This window comes from Bradyrhizobium sp. SZCCHNPS1003, assembly GCF_032381555.1.
GTDB lineage: Bacteria > Pseudomonadota > Alphaproteobacteria > Rhizobiales > Xanthobacteraceae > Bradyrhizobium.
Window position 1 is genome coordinate 248,818 of sequence record NZ_JAUHIU010000009.1, and the last position, 19,167, is coordinate 267,984.

A 19,167-nucleotide genomic window follows, 5' to 3' on the forward strand; every position below is an offset into this window, starting at 1 on the left:
AGATCATAACACCGCGATGACGCGCCTATTCCGGGCCGCAAGCCCTGCGGGGAGTTTGCCACAGAGCGGGCGGAATGGGGCTGTACCGGGCCAGACCGGTGGTGTACGTCCAGTCCTTAATAATCAGTTCGATGGGAAGCCGCATGGCGCAGATTTCAGGTTTGATGCAGGGCAAGCGCGGGGTCGTTCTCGGCGTGGCCAACAACCGCTCGATCGCCTGGGGCATTGCCAAGGCGGCGCGTGCGGCGGGCGCGGAGATCGCGCTGACCTACCAGGGCGACGCGCTGAAGAAGCGGGTCGAGCCGCTGGCGGCCGAGCTCGGCGGCCTCGTGCTCGGCCATTGCGACGTCACCGATCCCGCCACCATCGATGCGGTGTTCGACGTGCTCAAGGAGAAGTGGGGCAAGATCGATTTCGTCGTCCACGCCATCGCCTTCTCCGACAAGGACCAGCTCGACGGGCGCTACATCGAGACCACGCAGGACAATTTCTCCAAGAGCATGCTGATCAGCTGCTACTCGCTGACCGCGATCGCGCAGCGCGCCGAGAAGCTGATGACGGACGGCGGCTCGATCATCACGCTGACTTATTACGGCGCCGAGAAATGGATGCCGCACTACAACGTGATGGGCGTCGCCAAGGCCGCGCTGGAGGCCAGCGTGCGCTATCTCGCCGCCGATCTCGGCGAGAAGAACATCCGCGTCAACGCGATCTCGGCAGGACCGATCAAGACGCTGGCCGCCTCGGGCATTGGCGACTTCCGCTATATCCTGAAGTGGAACGAGTACAACGCGCCGCTGCGCCGGACCGTGACCATCGACGAGGTCGGCGACAGCGCGCTGTATCTCTTGTCCGACCTGTCGCGCGGCGTCACCGGCGAGGTGCATCACGTCGATTCCGGCTATCACGTCGTCGGCATGAAGCGGCCCGAGGCGCCCGATATCTCGCTCAGCAATTCCGTCGGCGCCAAAGAATAGCGTTCAAGGAATAACGTCAACGCGCGATGCCACGGCCCACGATCTACTACATCCGCCACGGCGAGACGGAATGGAATGCGCTCGGCCGCCTGCAAGGCACGCAGGACATTCCGCTGAACGCGCTCGGGCAGGTGCAGGCGGTCCAGGCCGGCAACATCCTGGCCGAGATCGTTGCGCGCAACGGCCATGATGCGGCGCGCCTGCCTTACGTCGCGAGTCCGCTCAGCCGCGCCCGCGCGACCATGGAGCTGGTGCGGGAGACCCTGAGGCTGCCGGCCGAGGGCTATGCGCTCGATGCCCGGCTGCGCGAGATCGGCTACGGCAAATGGGAAGGGGCGACGCTGCCGGAAATGCAGGCGGCAGATCCCGCCTTCTATGCCAGGCGGCTGACCGACAAATGGTCGCTGGCGCCCGAGGGCGGCGAGACCTATGCCGACGTCGAGCGCCGCGTGCGCGACTGGTACGATGGGCTGTCTGGCGATATCGTGGCGGTCGCCCATGGCGGCACGGCGCGGGCGCTGATGGTCGCGCTGGGCTTCGAGACGCCGCACGGCGCCGTCGACCTGCCGATCCAGCAGGGCGCGGTCTATGTGTTCGGCGAGAACGGGTTCGAGAAGTACAGTTAGTTATCCCCGTCATTCCGGGGCGCCTCGCAGAGGCGAACCCGGAATCTCGAGAGTCCGGGTCTGGTCCTTCGGACCATCCCGGAATGACGGTTTTTCCGATTGGGTGATCAGATCATGTCCTTCAACACCTTCGGCCACATGTTCCGCGTCACCACCTTCGGCGAGAGCCATGGCGTCGCCATCGGCTGCGTCGTCGACGGCTGTCCGCCACGCATTCCGCTGACGGCCGAGGAGATCCAGCGCGATCTCGACCGCCGCCGTCCCGGCCAGTCGCGCTTCACCACCCAGCGCCAGGAGCCGGACCAGGTGAAGATCCTGTCCGGCGTGATGGCCGATCCCGACACGGGAGCGCAGGTCACCACGGGCACGCCGATTGCGCTCCTGATCGAGAACACCGACCAGCGCTCCAAGGACTATTCCGAGATCAAGGACAAGTTTCGTCCGGGTCACGCCGATTTCACCTATGAAGCCAAATATGGCCTGCGCGACTATCGCGGCGGCGGCCGCTCCTCGGCGCGCGAGACCGCGACGCGCGTTGCGGCCGGCGCCGTCGCGCGCAAGGTCCTGCCGGACGTGAAGGTGCGCGGCGCGCTGGTGCAGATGGGCCCGCACAAGATCGACCGCGGCAACTGGGACTGGGACGAGGTCGCGCGCAATCCCTTCTTCTGCCCCGACAAGGACAAGGCGGCGTTCTTCGAGGACTATCTCGACGGCATCAGGAAATCCGGCTCGTCGATCGGCGCCGTGCTCGAGATCGTCGCCGAGGGCGTGCCGGCGGGACTTGGCGCGCCGCTCTACGGCAAGCTCGATGCCGAGCTCGCCGCGGCGATGATGAGCATCAATGCGGTGAAGGGCGTCGAGATCGGCGCCGGCTTCGGCGCCGCCGAGCTGACCGGCGAGGAGAATGCCGACGAGATGCGCTCGGCCAATGACGGCACGCGCTTCCTCTCCAACAATGCCGGCGGCATCCTCGGCGGCATCGCCACGGGGCAGCCGATCGTGCTGCGCTTCGCAGTCAAGCCGACCTCGTCGATCCTCACCCCGCGCCAGACCGTCGACCGCTCAGGCCAGGAGACCGAGATCCTGACCAAGGGCCGGCACGACCCGTGCGTCGGCATCCGCGCGGTTCCGGTCGGCGAGGCGATGATGGCTTGCGTGCTGGCCGATCACCTGCTGCGCCATCGCGGCCAGGTGGGGTAGAGGCACGCGGCCGCCGCGGCTGTTTGCTGTTGTCACGCTGCTCGCTTAATGTTGTCCCATGGACATCCTCAAGCTGCAGGAGATCAAGGACTGGCTGGTCGACGGTGCGCGTTCCGCAGCGACGCCGGGCCAGATGATGTCCGAATGCTGCGAGCGGCTGGTCGGGCTCGGTGTGCCGTTGTGGCGCGTCGGCGTGTTCGTCCGCACCCTGCATCCGGACATTGCGGGCCGCAGCTTCATCTGGCGGCCGGGAGCGGAGGTCGAGACCTCCACCGTTGATTTCGGCTTTGAGAGCCGCCCGATTTACAGGAGCAGCCCGCTCGCGCTCGTGTTCGAGAGCGGGGCGGAATTCAGGGCTGATCCTCGCGGCTCGGAGGCCGAGCGCTTTCCGATCCTGATGGATGTGCGCGCCGAGGGGGCGACCGACTATCTCGCGCTGCCCTTGACCTTCGTCGATCGGGCGATCCATGCCTCGAGCTGGACCACGAGGGATCCCCGTGGCTTCAGCGAGCAGCACGTGAACGCAATCCGGTCGCTGATGCCGGCCCTGGCACGCTACACCGAGATCGTCACGCTGCGCCGGACTGCCTCGATGCTGCTGGACACCTATGTCGGCAACAGCGCCGGCGAGCGCATTCTCGGCGGCCAGATCCGCCGCGGCCATACCGATACGATGGATGCGGCGATCTGGCTGTCGGACCTGCGCGGCTTCACGCCGTTGTCGGACCGGCTGCCGGCCGAAGACGTGGTCGAGATCCTCAACAACTACTTCGACTGCCAGGTTGCCGCGATCCGGGAGCAGGGCGGCGAAGTGTTGAAGTTCATGGGCGACGGTCTGCTCGCGGTGTTTCCGATTCCCGAACAGGACGGTGATCCGAGCGCGGTCTGCGGGCGCGTGCTCTCGGCGGCGCGGACCTCGCGCGCCAGTGTCGATGCGCTGGAATATGCGGTTGGCGGCCGGGTCGAGCGCTTTCGCTTCGGCGTCGCCCTGCATGTCGGACGGTTGCTCTATGGCAATATCGGCGGCGGCAACCGGCTCGACTTCACCTGCATCGGCCCGGCCGTCAATCTCGCCGCACGGTTGGAGAAGATGGCCGCGCGGCTGCAGCGGACGGTGGTCGCGTCCGAGGCCTTTGCCGGCGCCTGTCCCGAGCCGCTGACCGATCTCTGGACCGATCTCGGTGAATTTCCGATCGCTGGCCTCGCGACCGCACAACGTGTGTATGGGCTGCGTGAGGAAGGGAATTAGTTCGCCGCCGGCTCAGGTCTCCGGCTCGGTAGTGAACAGCAGCGGGTATCCCTTGGCGCGGCCGGCATCGGTCGCGCGGGTCGCCTTGGTCTCGGCAACGTCCTTGGTGAACACGGCCACCACGCAGACGCCCAGTCGATGGGCCGTGATCATGACCTTGTAGGCCTGGTCCTCGGTCATGCGGAATTCCGCCTTCAGGATCATCACCACGAAATCGCGCGGCGTGAAATCGTCGTTGACGAGGATCACCTTGTAGAGCCGCGGACGCTCGGTCTTGGTGCGTACCTTCGTCTTGGGCTTGGTGACGGCATCGTTCATTCTAAGGGCGCGCCCGTGTTCCTGATGCGGCAGTCGAGCCACGATACAGGCTTCGGCCGCTCCGGGAAACCACGGGCTGCATGCCTTGCGCGATGGGCGCACGCGGCTGCCTGACATCCGGGCAAGCCCAGGGGACTAACCGGAATGTGAATGGGTGGGTGCGTTCCCGCCTTGCTGTCTGCGGATTGCATGTCACCATCATCAGACGCGATTGGAGGGCAGCTCATGCGCTGGTGGATCTCGATCGGGGTGGCGTGTCTGGCGGGCGCCTTGGCCGGCGGCGACGTCGCCACCGTCGTGGCAGCGCCGAGGGCCCAGACGGCTCAGCAACTGAGCGAGAAGGAAGCGTCCGTCGACGTCGAACTGATCCTCGCCGTCGATGTGTCCTACTCGATGGATCTGGACGAGCTGGCGATCCAGCGCGAAGGCTACGCCCAGGCGCTCAGCTCGCGCGAGTTCCTGCAGGCGCTGAAGAACGGCGTGCACGGTCGCATCGCCGTGACCTATTTCGAATGGGCGGCTTCGAGCGACCAGAAGATCATCATTCCCTGGCGCCTGATCGACGGACCGGAAAGTGCCGACGCCGTGGCTACCGAAATCATGAAGACGCCGATCCGCCGGGCGTCGCGCACCTCGATCTCGGGCGCGATCTACTTTGCCATGCCGCTGTTTGATGAGAGCCCCTATCGCGGGCTGCGCCGTGTCATCGACATCTCCGGCGACGGGCCCAACAACAACGGTCCCTCGCCGGTGACGATCGCGCGCGACGAGGCCGTCAACAAGGGCATCACGATCAACGGCCTGCCGATCATGGTCAAGGAGCCGTCCTACTCGACCATGGATATCGAGAACCTCGATCTCTACTACAAGGATTGCGTCACTGGCGGCCACGGCTCGTTCGTGATCACGATCAAGAGCCGCGACGAATTCAAGGAAGCCATTCGCACCAAGCTGCTGATGGAGGTCGCCGGACGTGCACCGCCGCCGCGGATCGTGCCGGTCGCCGGCGATGCCGACAAGGAGCCGCGCGTGTCCTGCATGATCGGCGAGAAGATCTGGCAGGACCGCTGGGGGCGGTGACTCGGCTGCGCCACCTCGGCGCCCTGATCCGCCATCGACCAGCGCGCAGCGCTTCAGATCGCTTGTCCTGGTCCGAGGCGTGCACCGCGCACCCGTCGGACGCGTGTCGGGTGCAAGGATTGGTACCTCGATCTCGTGTGGAAAACCCTTTCCCGCTGCCGATCCGACGAATCTGTGACCTCACAGCCACACATGATCCAAAAACCAGAGGTTGTGGGCCGCCAAAATTCCCTTTGCCACTGTGCTGCCGCGATTGGGCCGCGACCATGAGCGGGTTGAGGCGGAGGCGCACAGAACATGCGTATCATCGACCGGGCAGCACGTCCCGCGCAGCGCGTCAGGCGCTCGTCAGTCATCCAAGGTCCGCGTGCAGGGCTCGCTTGCCAACTTCTCAGGGCAGCGCTGGTGTGTGCGGCGGCGGCTTCGCTCGCAGCCTGCGCGCAATCATCGGCGGTCCGGCAGTCGCGCTGGGCGGCGCCGACGAAGCAAGCCGGAGCCGAATTCCGGCCGCAGGTGCAGCGTGCGGAGACGGCGCCGGAGTCAGTGGTGCGCGTCCGGCGGGCCGAGCTCAGCCCGCCGCCGGCGCACTCCGGAGCGTCCGGTCTCGCCAGCTACTATTCGGAAGGCCAGAAGACTGCGAGCGGCGAGCGCTTCAATCCCTCCGAGCTGACGGCCGCGCATCGCAGCCTGCCGTTCGGCACCCGGCTGCAGGTCACCAACGTCAAGACTGGCCGCTCCGTGGTGGTGCGCGTCAATGATCGAGGACCGTTCGTGCAGGGGCGGGTGGTCGACGTGTCCTACTCAGCCGCGCAGGCGCTCGGCATGGTCAACTCCGGCGTCGCGCCGGTGAAGGTCAGCGTGGTCAGGTAGACATGTCCTCGTCATCGCGAGCGTAGCGAAGGATCCAGGGCCAAGAAGAATGCCTGCGTTGCTTCGCCGCTTCGCTCGCGATGACGTGCAGGCATCGAGATCAGTTCACCGCACCAGCCGTGCCACCAGCTCCACATGCGGCGTGTGGCGGAATTGGTCGACCGGCACCACGGTCTCGAGCCTGTAGCCGCCGTCGATCAGCATGCGCACATCGCGCCCGAACGTCGTCACGTTGCAGGACACCGCGACGATCACCGGCACCTTGCTGGCCGCGAGCTGCCTGGCCTGCGCCTGCGCGCCCTGGCGCGGCGGATCGAACACGACAGCGTCGATGTCGCGCAATTCCGGCGGCATCAGGGGACGGCGGAACAGGTCGCGCGTTTCGGCCTTGATCGGCTTCAGGCCGGGCGTACCGGCCGCCTTCTGCAGCGCCGCGACCGAGCCGGCATCATTGTCCATGGCGGTGACGCGCGCCCGCGTGGCGAGCCGGAGCGCGAACGGGCCGACGCCGCAGAACAGGTCGGCGACGTGCTTGGCTTTGCCGATCCGCTCCAGCACCAATTGCGCCAGCGTCTCCTCGCCTTGCACGGTGGCCTGAAGGAACGAGCCGGGCGGCAATGTCACCTGCGCCGTGCCCATCGTGACCACGGGCGCATTGCGCATCAGCACCAACTCGCCATGGCGCGTCAGCCGCGCCAGCCGGTGCTGCTCGGCGACGACGGACAGCGCCGCGATGCGCGGCGGCGGCAGCGGGCCGGAGCCGCGGATGTCGATGTCGAGGCCGTTGCTTGTCGCGGTCGCCTGGATGTCGAGCGGCTTGCCGGTCGGCTTCAGCGCCTCCGCCAGCGCCCACGCGGCTTCCAGCGCACCGTCCAGCGCGGGGTCGAGAATCGGACAGCGGTCGATCGGAACGATGTCGTGGCTGTTGGCTGCCGAGAATCCGACGCGGAGAACCTCGTGGGTGCCCATCCGCGCGTGGAAGGTGGCACGGCGGCGGCCAGCGCCGTGGGCATCGATCAGATCGGCCACTTCGCAGTCGACCTTGGCGGCTCGTAGCGTCTCGACGACGATGTTGCGCTTCCACTGCTGATAGGGCCCGGGGACCCAGTGCTGGATGGCGCAGCCGCCGCAGACGCCGAAATGCGGACAGAACGGTCCGATGCGCTCCCGGCTCGGCGTCTCCACCGCCAGCAGCTTGCGGCGATCGGGATGGCCGGGCACGACGGCGGTCTCGACGGTCTCGCCGGCGAGCGTGTAGGGCACGTACAGCGCCTCGCCCGATGATAGCGACACGCCGTCGCCGCGATGGCCGACATGGTCGATGACGAGACGCTCAACCATGGCGGCGTGCTCCCAGGAAGAATTCGGCGTTGCCGTCACCGCCCTTGATCGACGACGGGAAGATCGCGATATCGCTGCAGCCGAGCGAGGCGGCGAAGGCGGCGATGTCAACGCATACGGCTTGATGGACGGCTGCATCCTTGATGATGCCGCCCTTGCCGTGTGCGCCCTTCGCCTCGAATTGCGGCTTGATCAGCGCCAGCAGGCTCATCGGCGAGGCGGCGAGCGATAGCGCGACCGGCAGCACCGCCTTGAGCGAGATGAAGCTGCAGTCGATCACGACGATGTCGGGGCGCTGCGGCAGGCGCTTGCCGTCATAGCTGCGGATGTCGGTCTGCTCCATCGACACGATCTTCGGATGATTGCGCAGCGAGGGATGCAATTGGTCGCGGCCGACATCGATGGCGAATACGACAGCCGCGCCATGGGCCAGCAGCACCTCGGTGAAGCCGCCGGTGGAGGCGCCGACGTCGAGGCAGACATGGTCCTCGACCTCGATGCCGTAATGCTCCAGTGCGGCCGCGAGCTTGACGCCGCCACGCGACACCCAGGGATGCGCCGGCTCCGCCTGCAGCACGGCATTGGCGGGAACGGTCTCCGAGGCCTTGGCGACTTGCTTGTCGTTGGCGAAAACCAGCCCGGCCTCGATCGCCGCCTGCGCCCGTGCGCGGCTTTCGAACAGGCCGCGTTCGACGAGGAGGACATCAGCGCGTTTGCGGGCAGGGGACATGGGCCGGTTCGCGAGATAGGTGAGACGAGGGCGACGCAGTGAATTTCGAACTCCGTCATTGCGAGGAGCGAAGCGACGAGGCAATCCAGACTTTCTTTGTAGCCCTGGATTGCTTTGCTTCGCTCGCAATGACGGGTGTTGCAAGCTGTTCGCGCGTACTCGCGGCTTCGGAGGGGCCCGGGATCAAACTGTCCTCGTCGTCAGCCGCGCCGCCGCCAGCTCCACGCAAGCCTCGAACGCCCTCAGGTCATGCCACACATCCGCCGGCCGTTCGCCCGCGAGGACCAGCGGGGCACCGTGCAGGTCGAGCGCGTGGATCATCATCAGGTTGTCGGGCAGGCCGAAATCCTCGACCGTCAGGCCCTCGGCATCGACCACGCGGCCGTCCTGCTCCATCACCGTCGTGAAGCGGCGGGCGCGGTCGGCATAGACGGCCGGCTCATTGCAATAGCCCAGGCAGAGCTTGCCGCGGCCGGCCATGTAGCCGAGCTCGTAGACGGTGCCGGCATCGGCGCCGGGCCCGCGGAACGGCGTGAGATTGGCGATGATGGCATCGGCGTCGTCCATCATCGCCTCGTTGCCATGGAAGATCTGGCGCGAGGCGTCGGAGGAGGCGAGGTCGACGCTGTTGTCGAGGGGGTAGAGGCCGATCAGGCCGTGGCGGTCGCAGATCGCGACCTTCCGCCGGCCGATTTCAATGGCTTCCGGCAGGAACACGTCGGGACCTGCCAGATAGATCTTCATGGGCCCACCGTCGCGGGACGCATGCTCGCCTCAGGCGAGCTTGACGGACTCGGTCGTGTAATCCTTGCCGAGCGCCTCGAACACCTTGCGGACGATGCCCTTGGCGTCGAGCCCGGCGCGGGCGTACATCGCCGCCGGCGTGTCGTGGTCCTGGAACTCGTCGGGCAGCACCATTGTCCGCATCTTCAGGCCGCCATCGAGCATGCCCTGGTCGGAGAGGTACTGTATCACATGCGAGCCGAAGCCGCCGACGGAGCCTTCCTCGATGGTGATCAGGATGTCGTGCTCGCGGGCGAGCTTCAGCACCAGCTCCTCGTCGAGCGGCTTCATGAAGCGCGCATCGGCGATCGAGGCGGACAGGCCATGGGCGGCGAGTTCGTCGGCCGCCTTCTCGCACTCGGCGAGCCGGGTGCCGAAGGAGAGCAGAGCGACCTGCTTGCCCTGGCGGATGATGCGGCCCTTGCCGATCGGCAGCGGCACGCCAACCTCCGGCATTTCCACGCCGCGGCCCTCGCCGCGCGGATAGCGCACCGAGCTCGGACGGTCGTTGATCGCGACCTGGGTCGCCACCATGTGCACCAGCTCGGCCTCGTCGGAGGCGGCCATGATCACCATGTTCGGCAGGCAGCCGAGATAGGCGTTGTCGAACGAGCCGGCATGGGTTGCGCCGTCGGCACCGACCAGGCCTGCGCGATCGATCGCGAAGCGGACGGGCAGGCTCTGGATGCAGACGTCGTGCACAATCTGGTCGTAGCCGCGCTGCAGGAAGGTCGAGTAGATCGCGCAGAACGGCTTGAAGCCTTCGGCCGCGAGGCCGGCGGCGAAAGTCACGGCATGCTGTTCGGCGATGCCGACGTCGAAGGTGCGCTTCGGGAACGCCTTGGCGAAGATGTCGATGCCGGTGCCGGACGGCATCGCGGCGGTGATGCCGACGATCTTGTCGTCCTTCTCGGCCTCCTTGACCAGGCTCTGGCCGAACACGTTCTGATAGGCCGGTGCGTTCGGCTTGGCCTTGGCCTGGGTGCCGGTGGCGACGTCGAACTTGACGACGGCGTGGTACTTGTCGGCGGAAGCTTCCGCCGGGCCGTAGCCCTTGCCCTTCTGGGTCACGACGTGGACCAGGATGGGGCCGGTCTCCATGTCGCGGACGTTCTTCAGGACGGGGAGCAGGTGGTCGAGGTTATGGCCGTCGATCGGGCCGACATAATAGAAGCCGAGTTCCTCGAACAGCGTGCCGCCGTCCATCATGAAGCCGCGCGAATACTCCTCGACGCGGCTGGCGCGGTTGGCGATCACCTTGGGCAGATGCTGGCCGAGCTGCTTGGCGGCATCGCGCAGGGTGCGGTAGGTCTTGCCCGAATAGAGGCGGGACAGATAGGCCGACATCGCGCCGACGGGCGGGGCGATCGACATGTCGTTGTCGTTGAGGATCACGATCAGGCGGGAGTTCATCGCGCCGGCATTGTTCATGGCCTCATAGGCCATGCCGGCGGACATCGCGCCGTCGCCGATCACGGCGATCACGTTGTTCTTGCCGCCCGACAGGTCGCGCGCAACGGCCATGCCGAGGCCGGCGGAAATCGAGGTCGACGAGTGCGCAGCACCGAACGGATCGTAGTCGCTCTCGGTGCGCTTGGTGAAGCCGGAGAGGCCGCCGCCGGTGCGCAAGGTGCGGATGCGGTCGCGGCGACCGGTCAGGATCTTGTGCGGATAGGCCTGGTGGCCGACGTCCCAGATCAGGCGGTCGCGCGGCGTGTCGAACACGTAATGGATGGCCGTGGTCAGCTCGACCACGCCGAGACCCGCGCCGAAATGGCCGCCGGTCACCGAGACCGCGTCGATGGTCTCCTGGCGCAATTCGTCGGCGACCTGCCGGACCTGCTCGACCTTCAGCCGGCGCAGATCTTCCGGAGTCTTGATGGTGTCGAGAAGCGGCGTCTTACTAAATGTGGTCACGGTGACATTCCAATTTTGCAGGTCGGGTTCAAGGGCCGACATCTGAGAGGTTCATCGTAACGGGCGGCGAAACCTGAAGTCTTGAAGGTGACATCCGCGCGGATCGAAGCCGCAGTCCGGAACCTAGCCGGGTTTTGGATCGATCTATGTGATGTAAGTCACTCTTGGTGGCCTTGCCGTCCTCGTTAGTCGCCCAAGATCGCCAAGTCGTTCAGCCAAGTCAGTTTTGCTAGCTCCTGCAAGCGCTTAGTTTCCTCTCTCCAGAGAGGATCAACACTTCCAAAAACCCGCAGTTGCGAGAAGCTTTACACCAAAGTGCGTCTTAAAGCCAACCCGACGGGAGTTGGCAAGCCCGCAAACGGTACCCTTGCGCCACGTCTCAACCGCGGCGGCGTGCCGGAGGTTCCATTCAGTTGCTCAAATCGACGGCAGCCAGCGTTCTGGAATAGACCGGGGAAACCGGCTCGGTCCAGGCCCTTTCCCCGCGGCGCAAAATCCGCCGATGCGGTGATTGCGCACGCCGCGGCGCCGTGAGCCATGCGTTCGCGTAAGGGATTGGTCCGTAGACGATCATGAAGAAGTCGTCGGCGTGCGGCCTTTCGTTGGCCGTCAAGTCGATGCGAAAGAGCTGCGAGCGAAGCACGTCGTCATGATTGCGCCGGATGATCGCGGACCCCGAGCGGCACGATCACAGGATCAGGGGCGAACTGCCGATTCAAATCGTGTCGCATGGTAAACGAAGGACGCACCTCTGGGTCTCAAGTGGCCAACGCGGCGGCCGAGACTTCGCCGAGGGGCACCTCGCGGCCGAGCTCTTCGATGCAGTTGCACCGATCTGCGGCTGAATTGCACGATTGAGAGGCGCGCTTTGCCCGCGTCAACTCGCGCCCGGCGGCAGCGAAATAAATCCGGACTGTTGCTCGGAGAGGGCCGTTCGGCCGCAAGCCGCTATTGCACGTCGAGCGGCACGGTTCCCGTCGCATGGCCGCTGGCGTCGGTCGTGATCTTCTCGACCCGGGCCTCCGCCTGGCGCAGCAGCTCCTCGCAGCGCCGCTTCAGTGCTTCGCCGCGCTCATAGATCGCCACCGACTCCTCGAGCGGCACCTTGCCGTCCTCGAGCCGCTTCACGATCGATTCCAGCTCCTCGATCGCGCGCTCGAACGACAGCTTCTTGACGTCGGTTACGGTGTTGTCCGCCATGCGGGTTCCCTGCAGCTCACTCAACTCCGGGGCCGTGCTTTTACACCCCGGTCGCGGCCATGTCAGGCCCCGCCGGGGGTGGGATCGGCTGGAACCTGGGGATCACGCCCCAGTCAGGGCCGCAACGTGGGCTGAGACGGATTCTTTAAGCCCCTGAAGGTCATAGCCGCCTTCCAGGACCGAAACGACCCGCCCGCCGGCGGATTTGTCGGCGAGATCCATCAGCTTGCGGGTGACCCAGCCGAAATCCTCCGCCCGCAGGTTCAGCGACGCCAACGGGTCGCGGTAATGGGCGTCGAAGCCGGCCGAGATCATCACGAGCTCGGGGCTGAACTTGGTGAGCTGCGGCAGGATCAGGTTTTCGAAGGCGGAGCGGAACTCGAGGCTGCCGTCCTCGGAGGCCAGCGGCGCGTTGACGATGGTGTCGTGCTCGCCGCGCTCGCCGCGGGCGCCGGTGCCCGGGAACAGCGGCATCTGGTGGGTCGAGCAGTACATCACGCTCTTGTCGGCCCAGAAGATGTCCTGGGTGCCGTTGCCATGGTGGACGTCGAAGTCGACGATGGCGGCGCGCTCGATGCCGAAAGTGCGCTGGGCATAGCGGGCGGCGATCGCGACATTGTCGAAGAAGCAGAAGCCCATCGGCTTCGCGATCTCGGCATGGTGCCCGGGCGGACGCACCGCCACGAAGGCGTTGCGGTGGCGGCCGGACATCACGGATTCGGTTGCCGCGACGGCGCCGCCGACGCCGCGCATCACGGCTTCCCAGGTGCCCGGCGACATCGAGGTGTCGCCGTCGAGATAGATGATGCCCGAGGTCGGGGCCATCTGGCGCAGCTCGGTGACGTAGTGCTCGTTGTGGCAGAGCAGGGCCAGCTCGATATCCGCCTCCGGGGCCTCGTCGCGATCGAGCAGGGCGAAGCGCTCCTCGGTCAGGGCCTCCTCGACCGCCCGCAGGCGGTCGGCGCGTTCTGGGTGGCCGGACGGCGTGGCGTGATCGAGGCAGGCTTCATGAGAGAGATACAGCGTCGACATCAGGGCTCTGCCACTCGCGCGTTGCGGGAGTGCCCAATCTATGCGCTGAACGCAGCCTCGGAAAGAGCCCCGCGGGCGATATGACCGGCTTTCCGGCGGGCGCGGCAGGCGTCACGAAGCCTTGTTGACGATGCGGCCACGCGGCGGCGGGGCCAGCGGGCCATTGGACTTGAGATAGGCGAACAGCGCCTCGTCGTCATAGGGTCCCGTGATCGGATCTCGGCCGCTCTTGAATGCGGTGAAGCCGTCGCCGCCGAGCGCAAGGTAGTTGTTGATGGTGACCCGGTAGGACGCGGCGAGGTCGATGGCCTTGCCGTCGAGCATCATGCTGGCGGCGTCGATCCGAGCGCCCGCGGACTGTTTCGCATCGAAGGCATAGGAGAAACCGCTGGAGACCTGCAGGATGCGCGGCCGCGCCGGGTCGAGCCATTGCTGCTCCAGCGCGGCCTTGATCTCGGCGCCGGTCAGGGTGACCGTCGTCAGCTGGTTGCGAAACGGCTGGCTCGCGAACACGTCGGCATAGGTCACCGCGCCGCCGTCGCGGCGAACGAGATCGGTCCGGATGCCGCCGGGATTGGTCATCGCGATGACCGCGCTTCCCTTGTCCGCCGCGGCTGTCGCTGCGAGCTGGGCATCGGCGATGACGTCGCCGAGCACGCTCTCGCCGGAGGCGTTCGGCAGCCGCGACAGTGTCGCGGCGAGCACGCCGGCGGGGCGGTTGGCGTAAGGGGCGGAGAGCTTCTCATAGGCGTCGATCAGCGCGGTCTGCGCCGGATCCTTCGGCAGGGTGGTGTCGACGACGATGTTCGTCGCGGTGGCGCTGATCACGTCGCGCGTGGTGCGGTCGAGCTTGACGTCGATCGCGGTCACCAGCGTGCCGAACTTGTCGCCCGAGGTGACGAGCCGCTTGTCGATGGTGCAGACATAGGCCTGATGGGTATGGCCGGAGATGACGATGTCGACGGCGCTGTCGAGCTCCTTGACGATGTCGACGATCGGTCCGGACAGTCCGGGGCATTCGTTCATGCCGCCCGAGGGCCAGCCGCCCTCGTGGATCAGCACGACGATCGCCTGCACGCCCTTGGCCTTCAATTCCGGGATCAGCGCGTTGACGCTCTCGGCCTCGTTGCGGAAGTCGAGGCCGGCCGCGCTCGCCGGCGAGATGATGCCGGCGGTCCCTTTCAACGTCAGCCCGATGAAGGCGACCGGGATGTCCTCGAAGGTGCGGATCTCATAGGGCGGAAACACCGTCTTGTCGGTGCCGGCTAGGAATGTCGACGCCGCGAGATAATGGAATTTGGCGCCGGTGAACGGCTGCGGCCCGCCGCAGCCATCGGTCGGATGGCAGCCGCCGTTCTGCATCCGCAACAGCTCGGCCTTGCCCTCGTCGAACTCGTGGTTGCCGACCGCCGACAGCGCGAGTCCCATCTGAGACATCGATTCGATGGTCGGCTCGTCGTGGAACATCGCCGACAGGAACGGGCTCGCGCCGATCAGGTCGCCGGCGGCGACGAAGATCGTGTTGGGCTGGCCGTCGGCGAGCAGCTTGACGAGGCTCGCCATGTGCTCGGCGCCGCCGGCAGGAACGACGGTGGTCTTGGTTGGATCGGCGGGATCGGCGACGCGGATGCCGGAGGAGGGCGGCTTCAGATTGCCGTGGAAGTCGTTGATGGCGAGGATGCGCAACGCCACCGGCTCGTCCTCGGCCGATGCCGGCGGGCCGGCGATGCTGGCAACGGCGGCACCGGTCAGCAGGCAGGCGAGGGCGAAGCGGGAGAGACGGCTCATGGCAGGGTCACGTGTGATGCAGGGGCCGCGGGACGAAGCGCGATTGCCCCGCCGCGGTCGCAATGACATAAAATGATTTCATAACAACAATACATCGGGAGGCCGGAATGAAAAGAATGATGCTGCTCGCCGCCACACTGTCGCTCGTGGCCGGCTCCGCTGCAGCGCAATCGCTGCCGGACCTGATGAAGCAGATGGTCGCGGCGTGGAATAAGCCGACCGAGCCGTTCAAGGTGATCGACAACGTCTATTACGTCGGCACCAACGGGCTCGCCTCCTACCTGATCACCACACCGCAGGGCCACATCCTGATCGATACCGTGATGCCGGAATCGACCGCACAGATCGAGGCCAGCATCGGCAAGCTCGGCTTCAAGGTCGCCGACATCAAATACATCCTGAACACCCACGCCCATATCGACCACACCGGCGGGCTGGCGCAAATCAAGCAGGAGACCGGGGCGCAGATGGTGGCGGGCGCCAAGGACGTGCCGCTGCTGGAAGGCGGCTTCTATCCGGGCCGCGAGGAGGAGCGCTATCTCGGCTTCCCGCCGGTCAAGGTCGACCGCGCCGTGCGCGAGGGCGACACCGTCACGCTCGGCGGCGTCACCTTGACGGCGCACGAGACGCCGGGCCATTCGCCGGGCTGCACCAGCTGGACGGCCGACGTGAAGGATGGCGACGCCACCCGCAGCCTGATCTTCTTCTGCAGCGCCACCGTGGCGCTGAACCGGCTGGTCGGCCGTCCCACCTATCCGGGCATCGTCGACGATTACAAGAAGACCTTCGCCTGGGCCAAGACGGCGCATCCCGACATCCTGCTGGCGCCGCATCCGGAGATGTACGACATGGCCGGAAAGCGAGCGAAGATTGCCGACGGCGCGCCCAACCCGTTCGTCAAGCCGGGTGAATTCAACGCCTATCTCGACAAGCTCGAGACGCAGTTCAACGAAGGCCTCGCCAAGCAGACGGCTGCGCTGCAGTCCGCAAAGTAGTTGCGGCGTCCGCTATGCTGGATCGGCGGCGGCGAGCCGGTCCAGTGTGAAGCCGGAGAGGTCGACGCACGGCGTCTCGCCCCCGGCCATCGCCGCGAGCGCCTCGCCGACGGCCGGCGAATGCTTGAAGCCGTGGCCCGAGCAGGCCGAGGCGTAGATCACGTCGGCGTCGCCCGGATCGTGGTCGATGACGAAGCGGCCGCCCGGCGCGTTGGTATAGAGGCAGACCTCGCTGCGCAGGCAGCGCGGGCCGAGATCCGGCACGAAGGGGCGGACATAGGTCTCATAGGTCGCGGCGATTTCGTCCGCGGTCACCTCGCGCGCCGCGTCGTCGGGATCGGTCTCGCCGGTCATCACTTCATTTGCGATCTTCACGCCATTGTCCTGCGAGCCCAGCCAGGGAAAGCCATAGATGTCGGAGGCCGCGCGATCGCGGCCGGTGACGTCCCAGATGAACACCGGCGTGCCCGGTCCAAAATGCTGCGGATTGGACAGGAGCTCGAACCAGTACAGCACTTGCCGGGTGACGTGGACGCGGCGGCGCAGCGGCGCGATCATCTCGGTGATCCATGGTCCGGTGGTGACGATCAATTTGTCGGCCGACGCCGTCGTGTCGTCGTCCATGGTCACGGTGAGGGCGCCCGCGGCACGGCGAAACGCTGTCACGCGCCGGCCGGTCAGCAACTCGGCGCCATGGCGCGCGGCGACCGCGAGCTCGGTGCGCACGCAGTCCTCGACCAGGAGATAGCCGCCTTCTCGATCGAGAAAGGCGCGATCGCCGGGCGCGGTGGCAAAGGCCGGATAATCCGCGCGCAACCGCTCCGCGGAAAGCGTCTCGCCGTCGACGCCGTGCAGCCGCGCCGCGGTTTCGATGTTGCTGAAGAACTGCGCGCTGCTGACGCCGTGGACCTCGCCGCCGTGCTGGCTCGGAATGAACAGGCAGCCGCATTGTTCGAACAGCCGCGTGCTGGTTTCTCGCTCCAGCGCGCGCCAGATCGCGTGCGAGCGCTGCGCCAGCGGCGTGTAGTCGACGCCTTCGCCGATCGCCGCACGGGTGATGCGGGTCTCGCCATGGGTCGAGCCGAAGCGGTGCGGCGGCTGGAAGCGGTCGATGCCCAGCACGCGCCTCCCGGCCTTGGCAAGATGCAGCACGGCGGCGCTGCCGACCGCGCCGCAGCCGATCACGATGACATCAAACTGCGCCATGCGCGCCCGCCGCGGCCTCGCTCATTTCTTCTTCTTGCGCGATAGGAACGCCTTGAACGCGCTGACCGCCTCCTCGGAGGTCATGCGCTCGGCGAACAGATAGGCCTCCTGGTCGATGCGCCGGGTCAATTCGTCCGGCGCGGTGCGGATCAGCTTGCGCCCGATCGCCACCGCCTCGGCCGGCAGCCGGCAGATGTCGCGCGCCACCTTGTGCGCCTCGACCTCGGTGTGGCCCGGCGCCACCACCGTGTTGACGAAGCCGGCGATCTGCGCATCCGTCGCCGTCATGGTGCGCCCCATCACCAGCATCGCGAACGCCCGCTGATAGCCCATGGTCTGCGGCATCAACAGGCTCGAGGCGCCCTCGGGCACCAGGCCGAGATGGATGAAGGGCGTCGAGAACGTCGCCGTGGTGGAGGCCAGCACGTAGTCGCAGTGAAACAGCATCGTCGTGCCGATGCCGATCGCGACGCCGTCGACCGCGGCGATGATCGGCTTGACGTTATGCGCCAGCGAATACAGGAACTTGGTCGCCGCCGAGGTGCGCGCGGCGTCGTTGCCGGCCGACCCCGCATGCAGGAAGTCCTCGAGATCGTTGCCGGCCGTGAACACGCCGGAGCCGCCGGTGATGATGATGCATCGCACCAGCGGATTGTTCTGCGCGGTGTCGATCGCATCGCTCATGCCGAGATACATGGCCTGGGTGATCGCGTTCTTCTTCTCCGGGCGCCTGAGCTTGATCGTCCGCGTCTCGCCCTCGTCGGTCACGATCAGATGGTCGGTCATGGGCCCCTCATGCGTGTGCGCCGGCCGCTGCGTTGCCGCCGATCATTCGTCCAGTCCTGCGTCTCGCCGCAGCCTACATCATCCGCTGGTCGCGCCAAGGGCTGAAGCGGTCATTGGTCGCGGAGGGAATGCGGGCGTGATCGCAGGCGAGCGCTCGCCATGATTCTCGTCGTGGTTTACGACTGGTTTGCAACAGCATCGGCGTCCGCTATCGTCCCGCGCAGAACTGCGATCTTTTGCAAGGCAATTCGATGACCAAGGTCTTTTCAGTGCTGCTGTCGCTGCTGCTGCTCTGTCACGCCTTCCCGGGGATCGCTGAGGCTGCCGCCACCAACCGCGCGCTGCTGTCGCTGTTCTGCGCGTCCGGCGCGATCGCGGGCACCACCTGCAAGCGCGCCAGATCCTATCCCGACTCCGAGGGGCGCCGCTGTGACGTCACCCTGAAGCCGGAGCGGCAGCAGGGACGTTTCCTGGCCTCCAGCAATCCGCTGCTGGTCGTGAGCTATGGCAGCGGCTGCGAGCCGCACGCGACCGATTTCGGCGGCGCCGTCGTGTTCGAGCAGGTCGGCGGCGCCTACAAATTTCGCGGCTTCCAGCCGGGCATGCAGGTGAATGAATGCGTCATCTCCACCGTCAGGGACGAAGCGCAGGACGTGCTCGTCTGCCTGACCGGGCATATGGGGCAGGGGGTGGTCGAGACCGGCGTGGCGCGCGTCGGCTTCGCCAGTGCCAGCGGCGGGTCCATCGAGATGTCCTACGATTTTCTGCTGCAGACCGAGGACACGACGGGAGCCTACCTGACCAACATCGTTAGCTGTTCGGAGCAGCTCAAATATTTCGGCCTGTCGAAGCTCGCGGCCGGGCCAACCCCCGGCAGCGTGGTCGCCGCCGTCAGCTACGCCGATCGCGAGACGATCAGCACGGCCTGCGCCAAGGGCTTTCCGAAGCCGAAGGACGCGGAGGACATGCGCGAACTCGCACCGGGTGAAGCCTTTGTGCCGGACGGTTACGCCAAGAGTGGCAGCGTCATCATCGAGATTGCAAGCCGCTCGGCAAAGTTGCGCTGAGT

18 protein-coding genes are annotated in these 19,167 nt (G+C 66.4%); 8 read left to right on the forward strand and 10 right to left on the reverse strand.

Features of this window, described 5'->3' with window-relative positions:
- The first annotated feature begins 143 nt into the window (after positions 1 to 143).
- The 4 genes from fabI (at position 144) to QX126_RS17355 (ending at position 4,052) form a co-directional block, all read left to right on the forward strand.
- Positions 144 to 977, forward strand: a complete 834-nt coding sequence (gene fabI / locus QX126_RS17340) for an enoyl-ACP reductase FabI (protein ID WP_315740890.1) — start codon at positions 144 to 146, stop codon at positions 975 to 977.
- Between the two features lie 26 nt (positions 978 to 1,003).
- Entirely contained in the window at positions 1,004 to 1,603 is a 600-nt protein-coding gene (locus QX126_RS17345) for a histidine phosphatase family protein (RefSeq protein WP_315772909.1), read from the forward strand.
- Positions 1,604 to 1,717: 114 nt separating this feature from the next.
- On the forward strand, positions 1,718 to 2,803 hold the full coding sequence (gene aroC, locus QX126_RS17350; protein ID WP_315740888.1) for a chorismate synthase: 1,086 nt from the start codon (positions 1,718 to 1,720) through the stop codon (positions 2,801 to 2,803).
- A gap of 58 nt (positions 2,804 to 2,861) precedes the next feature.
- Positions 2,862 to 4,052, forward strand: a complete 1,191-nt coding sequence (locus QX126_RS17355; protein ID WP_315772911.1) for an adenylate/guanylate cyclase domain-containing protein — start codon at positions 2,862 to 2,864, stop codon at positions 4,050 to 4,052.
- A 12-nt stretch (positions 4,053 to 4,064) separates the two neighbouring features.
- Here QX126_RS17355 and clpS read toward each other — a convergent pair whose 3' ends face one another.
- A complete protein-coding gene (gene clpS / locus QX126_RS17360; protein ID WP_315782508.1) occupies positions 4,065 to 4,370 on the reverse strand; it encodes an ATP-dependent Clp protease adapter ClpS in 306 nt (101 codons plus the stop codon).
- A gap of 225 nt (positions 4,371 to 4,595) precedes the next feature.
- Here clpS and QX126_RS17365 point away from each other — a divergent pair, with 225 nt between their 5' ends.
- Positions 4,596 to 5,450, forward strand: coding sequence for a DUF1194 domain-containing protein (locus QX126_RS17365; protein ID WP_315782510.1), 855 nt, complete (start codon positions 4,596 to 4,598; stop codon positions 5,448 to 5,450).
- 297 nt (positions 5,451 to 5,747) lie between these two features.
- On the forward strand, positions 5,748 to 6,320 hold the full coding sequence (locus tag QX126_RS17370) for a septal ring lytic transglycosylase RlpA family protein (protein ID WP_315782511.1): 573 nt from the start codon (positions 5,748 to 5,750) through the stop codon (positions 6,318 to 6,320).
- A 105-nt stretch (positions 6,321 to 6,425) separates the two neighbouring features.
- On the opposite strand, the gene QX126_RS17375 is transcribed toward QX126_RS17370, so the two are convergent.
- The 7 genes from QX126_RS17375 to QX126_RS17405 all read right to left on the reverse strand — a co-directional run bounded on the left by QX126_RS17375 (position 6,426) and on the right by QX126_RS17405 (position 15,111).
- Positions 6,426 to 7,661 (reverse strand): class I SAM-dependent RNA methyltransferase, encoded by a 1,236-nt coding sequence (locus QX126_RS17375; protein ID WP_315782513.1) that lies wholly within the window; start codon positions 7,659 to 7,661, stop codon positions 6,426 to 6,428.
- Positions 7,654 to 8,391, reverse strand: coding sequence for a TlyA family RNA methyltransferase (locus QX126_RS17380; protein ID WP_315782514.1), 738 nt, complete (start codon positions 8,389 to 8,391; stop codon positions 7,654 to 7,656). Before QX126_RS17380 ends, QX126_RS17375 begins: the two co-directional genes overlap by 8 nt.
- A gap of 183 nt (positions 8,392 to 8,574) precedes the next feature.
- On the reverse strand, positions 8,575 to 9,135 hold the full coding sequence (locus tag QX126_RS17385) for a nucleoside 2-deoxyribosyltransferase (protein ID WP_315782516.1): 561 nt from the start codon (positions 9,133 to 9,135) through the stop codon (positions 8,575 to 8,577).
- Between the two features lie 30 nt (positions 9,136 to 9,165).
- Entirely contained in the window at positions 9,166 to 11,091 is a 1,926-nt protein-coding gene (gene dxs / locus QX126_RS17390) for a 1-deoxy-D-xylulose-5-phosphate synthase (protein WP_315782518.1), read from the reverse strand.
- Between the two features lie 948 nt (positions 11,092 to 12,039).
- The gene (locus QX126_RS17395; protein ID WP_315740877.1) at positions 12,040 to 12,291 is read right to left on the reverse strand and encodes an exodeoxyribonuclease VII small subunit; all 252 of its coding nucleotides are present in this window, start codon (positions 12,289 to 12,291) and stop codon (positions 12,040 to 12,042) included.
- Positions 12,292 to 12,393: 102 nt separating this feature from the next.
- Positions 12,394 to 13,323, reverse strand: a complete 930-nt coding sequence (locus tag QX126_RS17400; RefSeq protein WP_315740876.1) for a histone deacetylase family protein — start codon at positions 13,321 to 13,323, stop codon at positions 12,394 to 12,396.
- 111 nt (positions 13,324 to 13,434) lie between these two features.
- Positions 13,435 to 15,111 (reverse strand): bifunctional metallophosphatase/5'-nucleotidase, encoded by a 1,677-nt coding sequence (locus QX126_RS17405; protein WP_315782520.1) that lies wholly within the window; start codon positions 15,109 to 15,111, stop codon positions 13,435 to 13,437.
- 107 nt (positions 15,112 to 15,218) lie between these two features.
- On the opposite strand from QX126_RS17405, the gene bla reads away from it, so the two are divergent.
- Complete coding sequence (bla, locus tag QX126_RS17410) at positions 15,219 to 16,106, forward strand: subclass B3 metallo-beta-lactamase (RefSeq protein WP_315776236.1); 888 nt, start codon at positions 15,219 to 15,221, stop codon at positions 16,104 to 16,106.
- Positions 16,107 to 16,118: 12 nt separating this feature from the next.
- On the opposite strand, the gene solA is transcribed toward bla, so the two are convergent.
- A complete protein-coding gene (gene solA / locus QX126_RS17415) occupies positions 16,119 to 17,312 on the reverse strand; it encodes an N-methyl-L-tryptophan oxidase (RefSeq protein ID WP_315782521.1) in 1,194 nt (397 codons plus the stop codon).
- 21 nt (positions 17,313 to 17,333) lie between these two features.
- On the reverse strand, positions 17,334 to 18,098 hold the full coding sequence (locus QX126_RS17420) for a crotonase/enoyl-CoA hydratase family protein (protein WP_315758028.1): 765 nt from the start codon (positions 18,096 to 18,098) through the stop codon (positions 17,334 to 17,336).
- Positions 18,099 to 18,349: 251 nt separating this feature from the next.
- Between QX126_RS17420 and QX126_RS17425 the strand changes: the two genes are divergently transcribed.
- Complete coding sequence (locus QX126_RS17425) at positions 18,350 to 19,165, forward strand: hypothetical protein (RefSeq protein WP_315782523.1); 816 nt, start codon at positions 18,350 to 18,352, stop codon at positions 19,163 to 19,165.
- Positions 19,166 to 19,167: the final 2 nt, after the last annotated feature.

Excerpts from the sequence above, each read along its gene's own strand:
- fabI (WP_315740890.1), top strand. The coding sequence starts at position 144 with ATGGCGCAGATTTCAGGTTTGATGCAGGGCAAGCGCGGGGTCGTTCTC.
- QX126_RS17345 (WP_315772909.1), top strand. The coding sequence starts at position 1,004 with ATGCCACGGCCCACGATCTACTACATCCGCCACGGCGAGACGGAATGG.
- aroC (WP_315740888.1), top strand. The coding sequence starts at position 1,718 with ATGTCCTTCAACACCTTCGGCCACATGTTCCGCGTCACCACCTTCGGC.
- QX126_RS17355 (WP_315772911.1), top strand. The coding sequence starts at position 2,862 with ATGGACATCCTCAAGCTGCAGGAGATCAAGGACTGGCTGGTCGACGGT.
- clpS (WP_315782508.1), bottom strand. The coding sequence starts at position 4,370 with ATGAACGATGCCGTCACCAAGCCCAAGACGAAGGTACGCACCAAGACC.
- QX126_RS17365 (WP_315782510.1), top strand. The coding sequence starts at position 4,596 with ATGCGCTGGTGGATCTCGATCGGGGTGGCGTGTCTGGCGGGCGCCTTG.
- QX126_RS17370 (WP_315782511.1), top strand. The coding sequence starts at position 5,748 with ATGCGTATCATCGACCGGGCAGCACGTCCCGCGCAGCGCGTCAGGCGC.
- QX126_RS17375 (WP_315782513.1), bottom strand. The coding sequence starts at position 7,661 with ATGGTTGAGCGTCTCGTCATCGACCATGTCGGCCATCGCGGCGACGGC.
- QX126_RS17380 (WP_315782514.1), bottom strand. The coding sequence starts at position 8,391 with ATGTCCCCTGCCCGCAAACGCGCTGATGTCCTCCTCGTCGAACGCGGC.
- QX126_RS17385 (WP_315782516.1), bottom strand. The coding sequence starts at position 9,135 with ATGAAGATCTATCTGGCAGGTCCCGACGTGTTCCTGCCGGAAGCCATT.
- QX126_RS17395 (WP_315740877.1), bottom strand. The coding sequence starts at position 12,291 with ATGGCGGACAACACCGTAACCGACGTCAAGAAGCTGTCGTTCGAGCGC.
- QX126_RS17400 (WP_315740876.1), bottom strand. The coding sequence starts at position 13,323 with ATGTCGACGCTGTATCTCTCTCATGAAGCCTGCCTCGATCACGCCACG.
- QX126_RS17405 (WP_315782520.1), bottom strand. The coding sequence starts at position 15,111 with ATGAGCCGTCTCTCCCGCTTCGCCCTCGCCTGCCTGCTGACCGGTGCC.
- bla (WP_315776236.1), top strand. The coding sequence starts at position 15,219 with ATGAAAAGAATGATGCTGCTCGCCGCCACACTGTCGCTCGTGGCCGGC.
- solA (WP_315782521.1), bottom strand. The coding sequence starts at position 17,312 with ATGGCGCAGTTTGATGTCATCGTGATCGGCTGCGGCGCGGTCGGCAGC.
- QX126_RS17420 (WP_315758028.1), bottom strand. The coding sequence starts at position 18,098 with ATGACCGACCATCTGATCGTGACCGACGAGGGCGAGACGCGGACGATC.
- QX126_RS17425 (WP_315782523.1), top strand. The coding sequence starts at position 18,350 with ATGACCAAGGTCTTTTCAGTGCTGCTGTCGCTGCTGCTGCTCTGTCAC.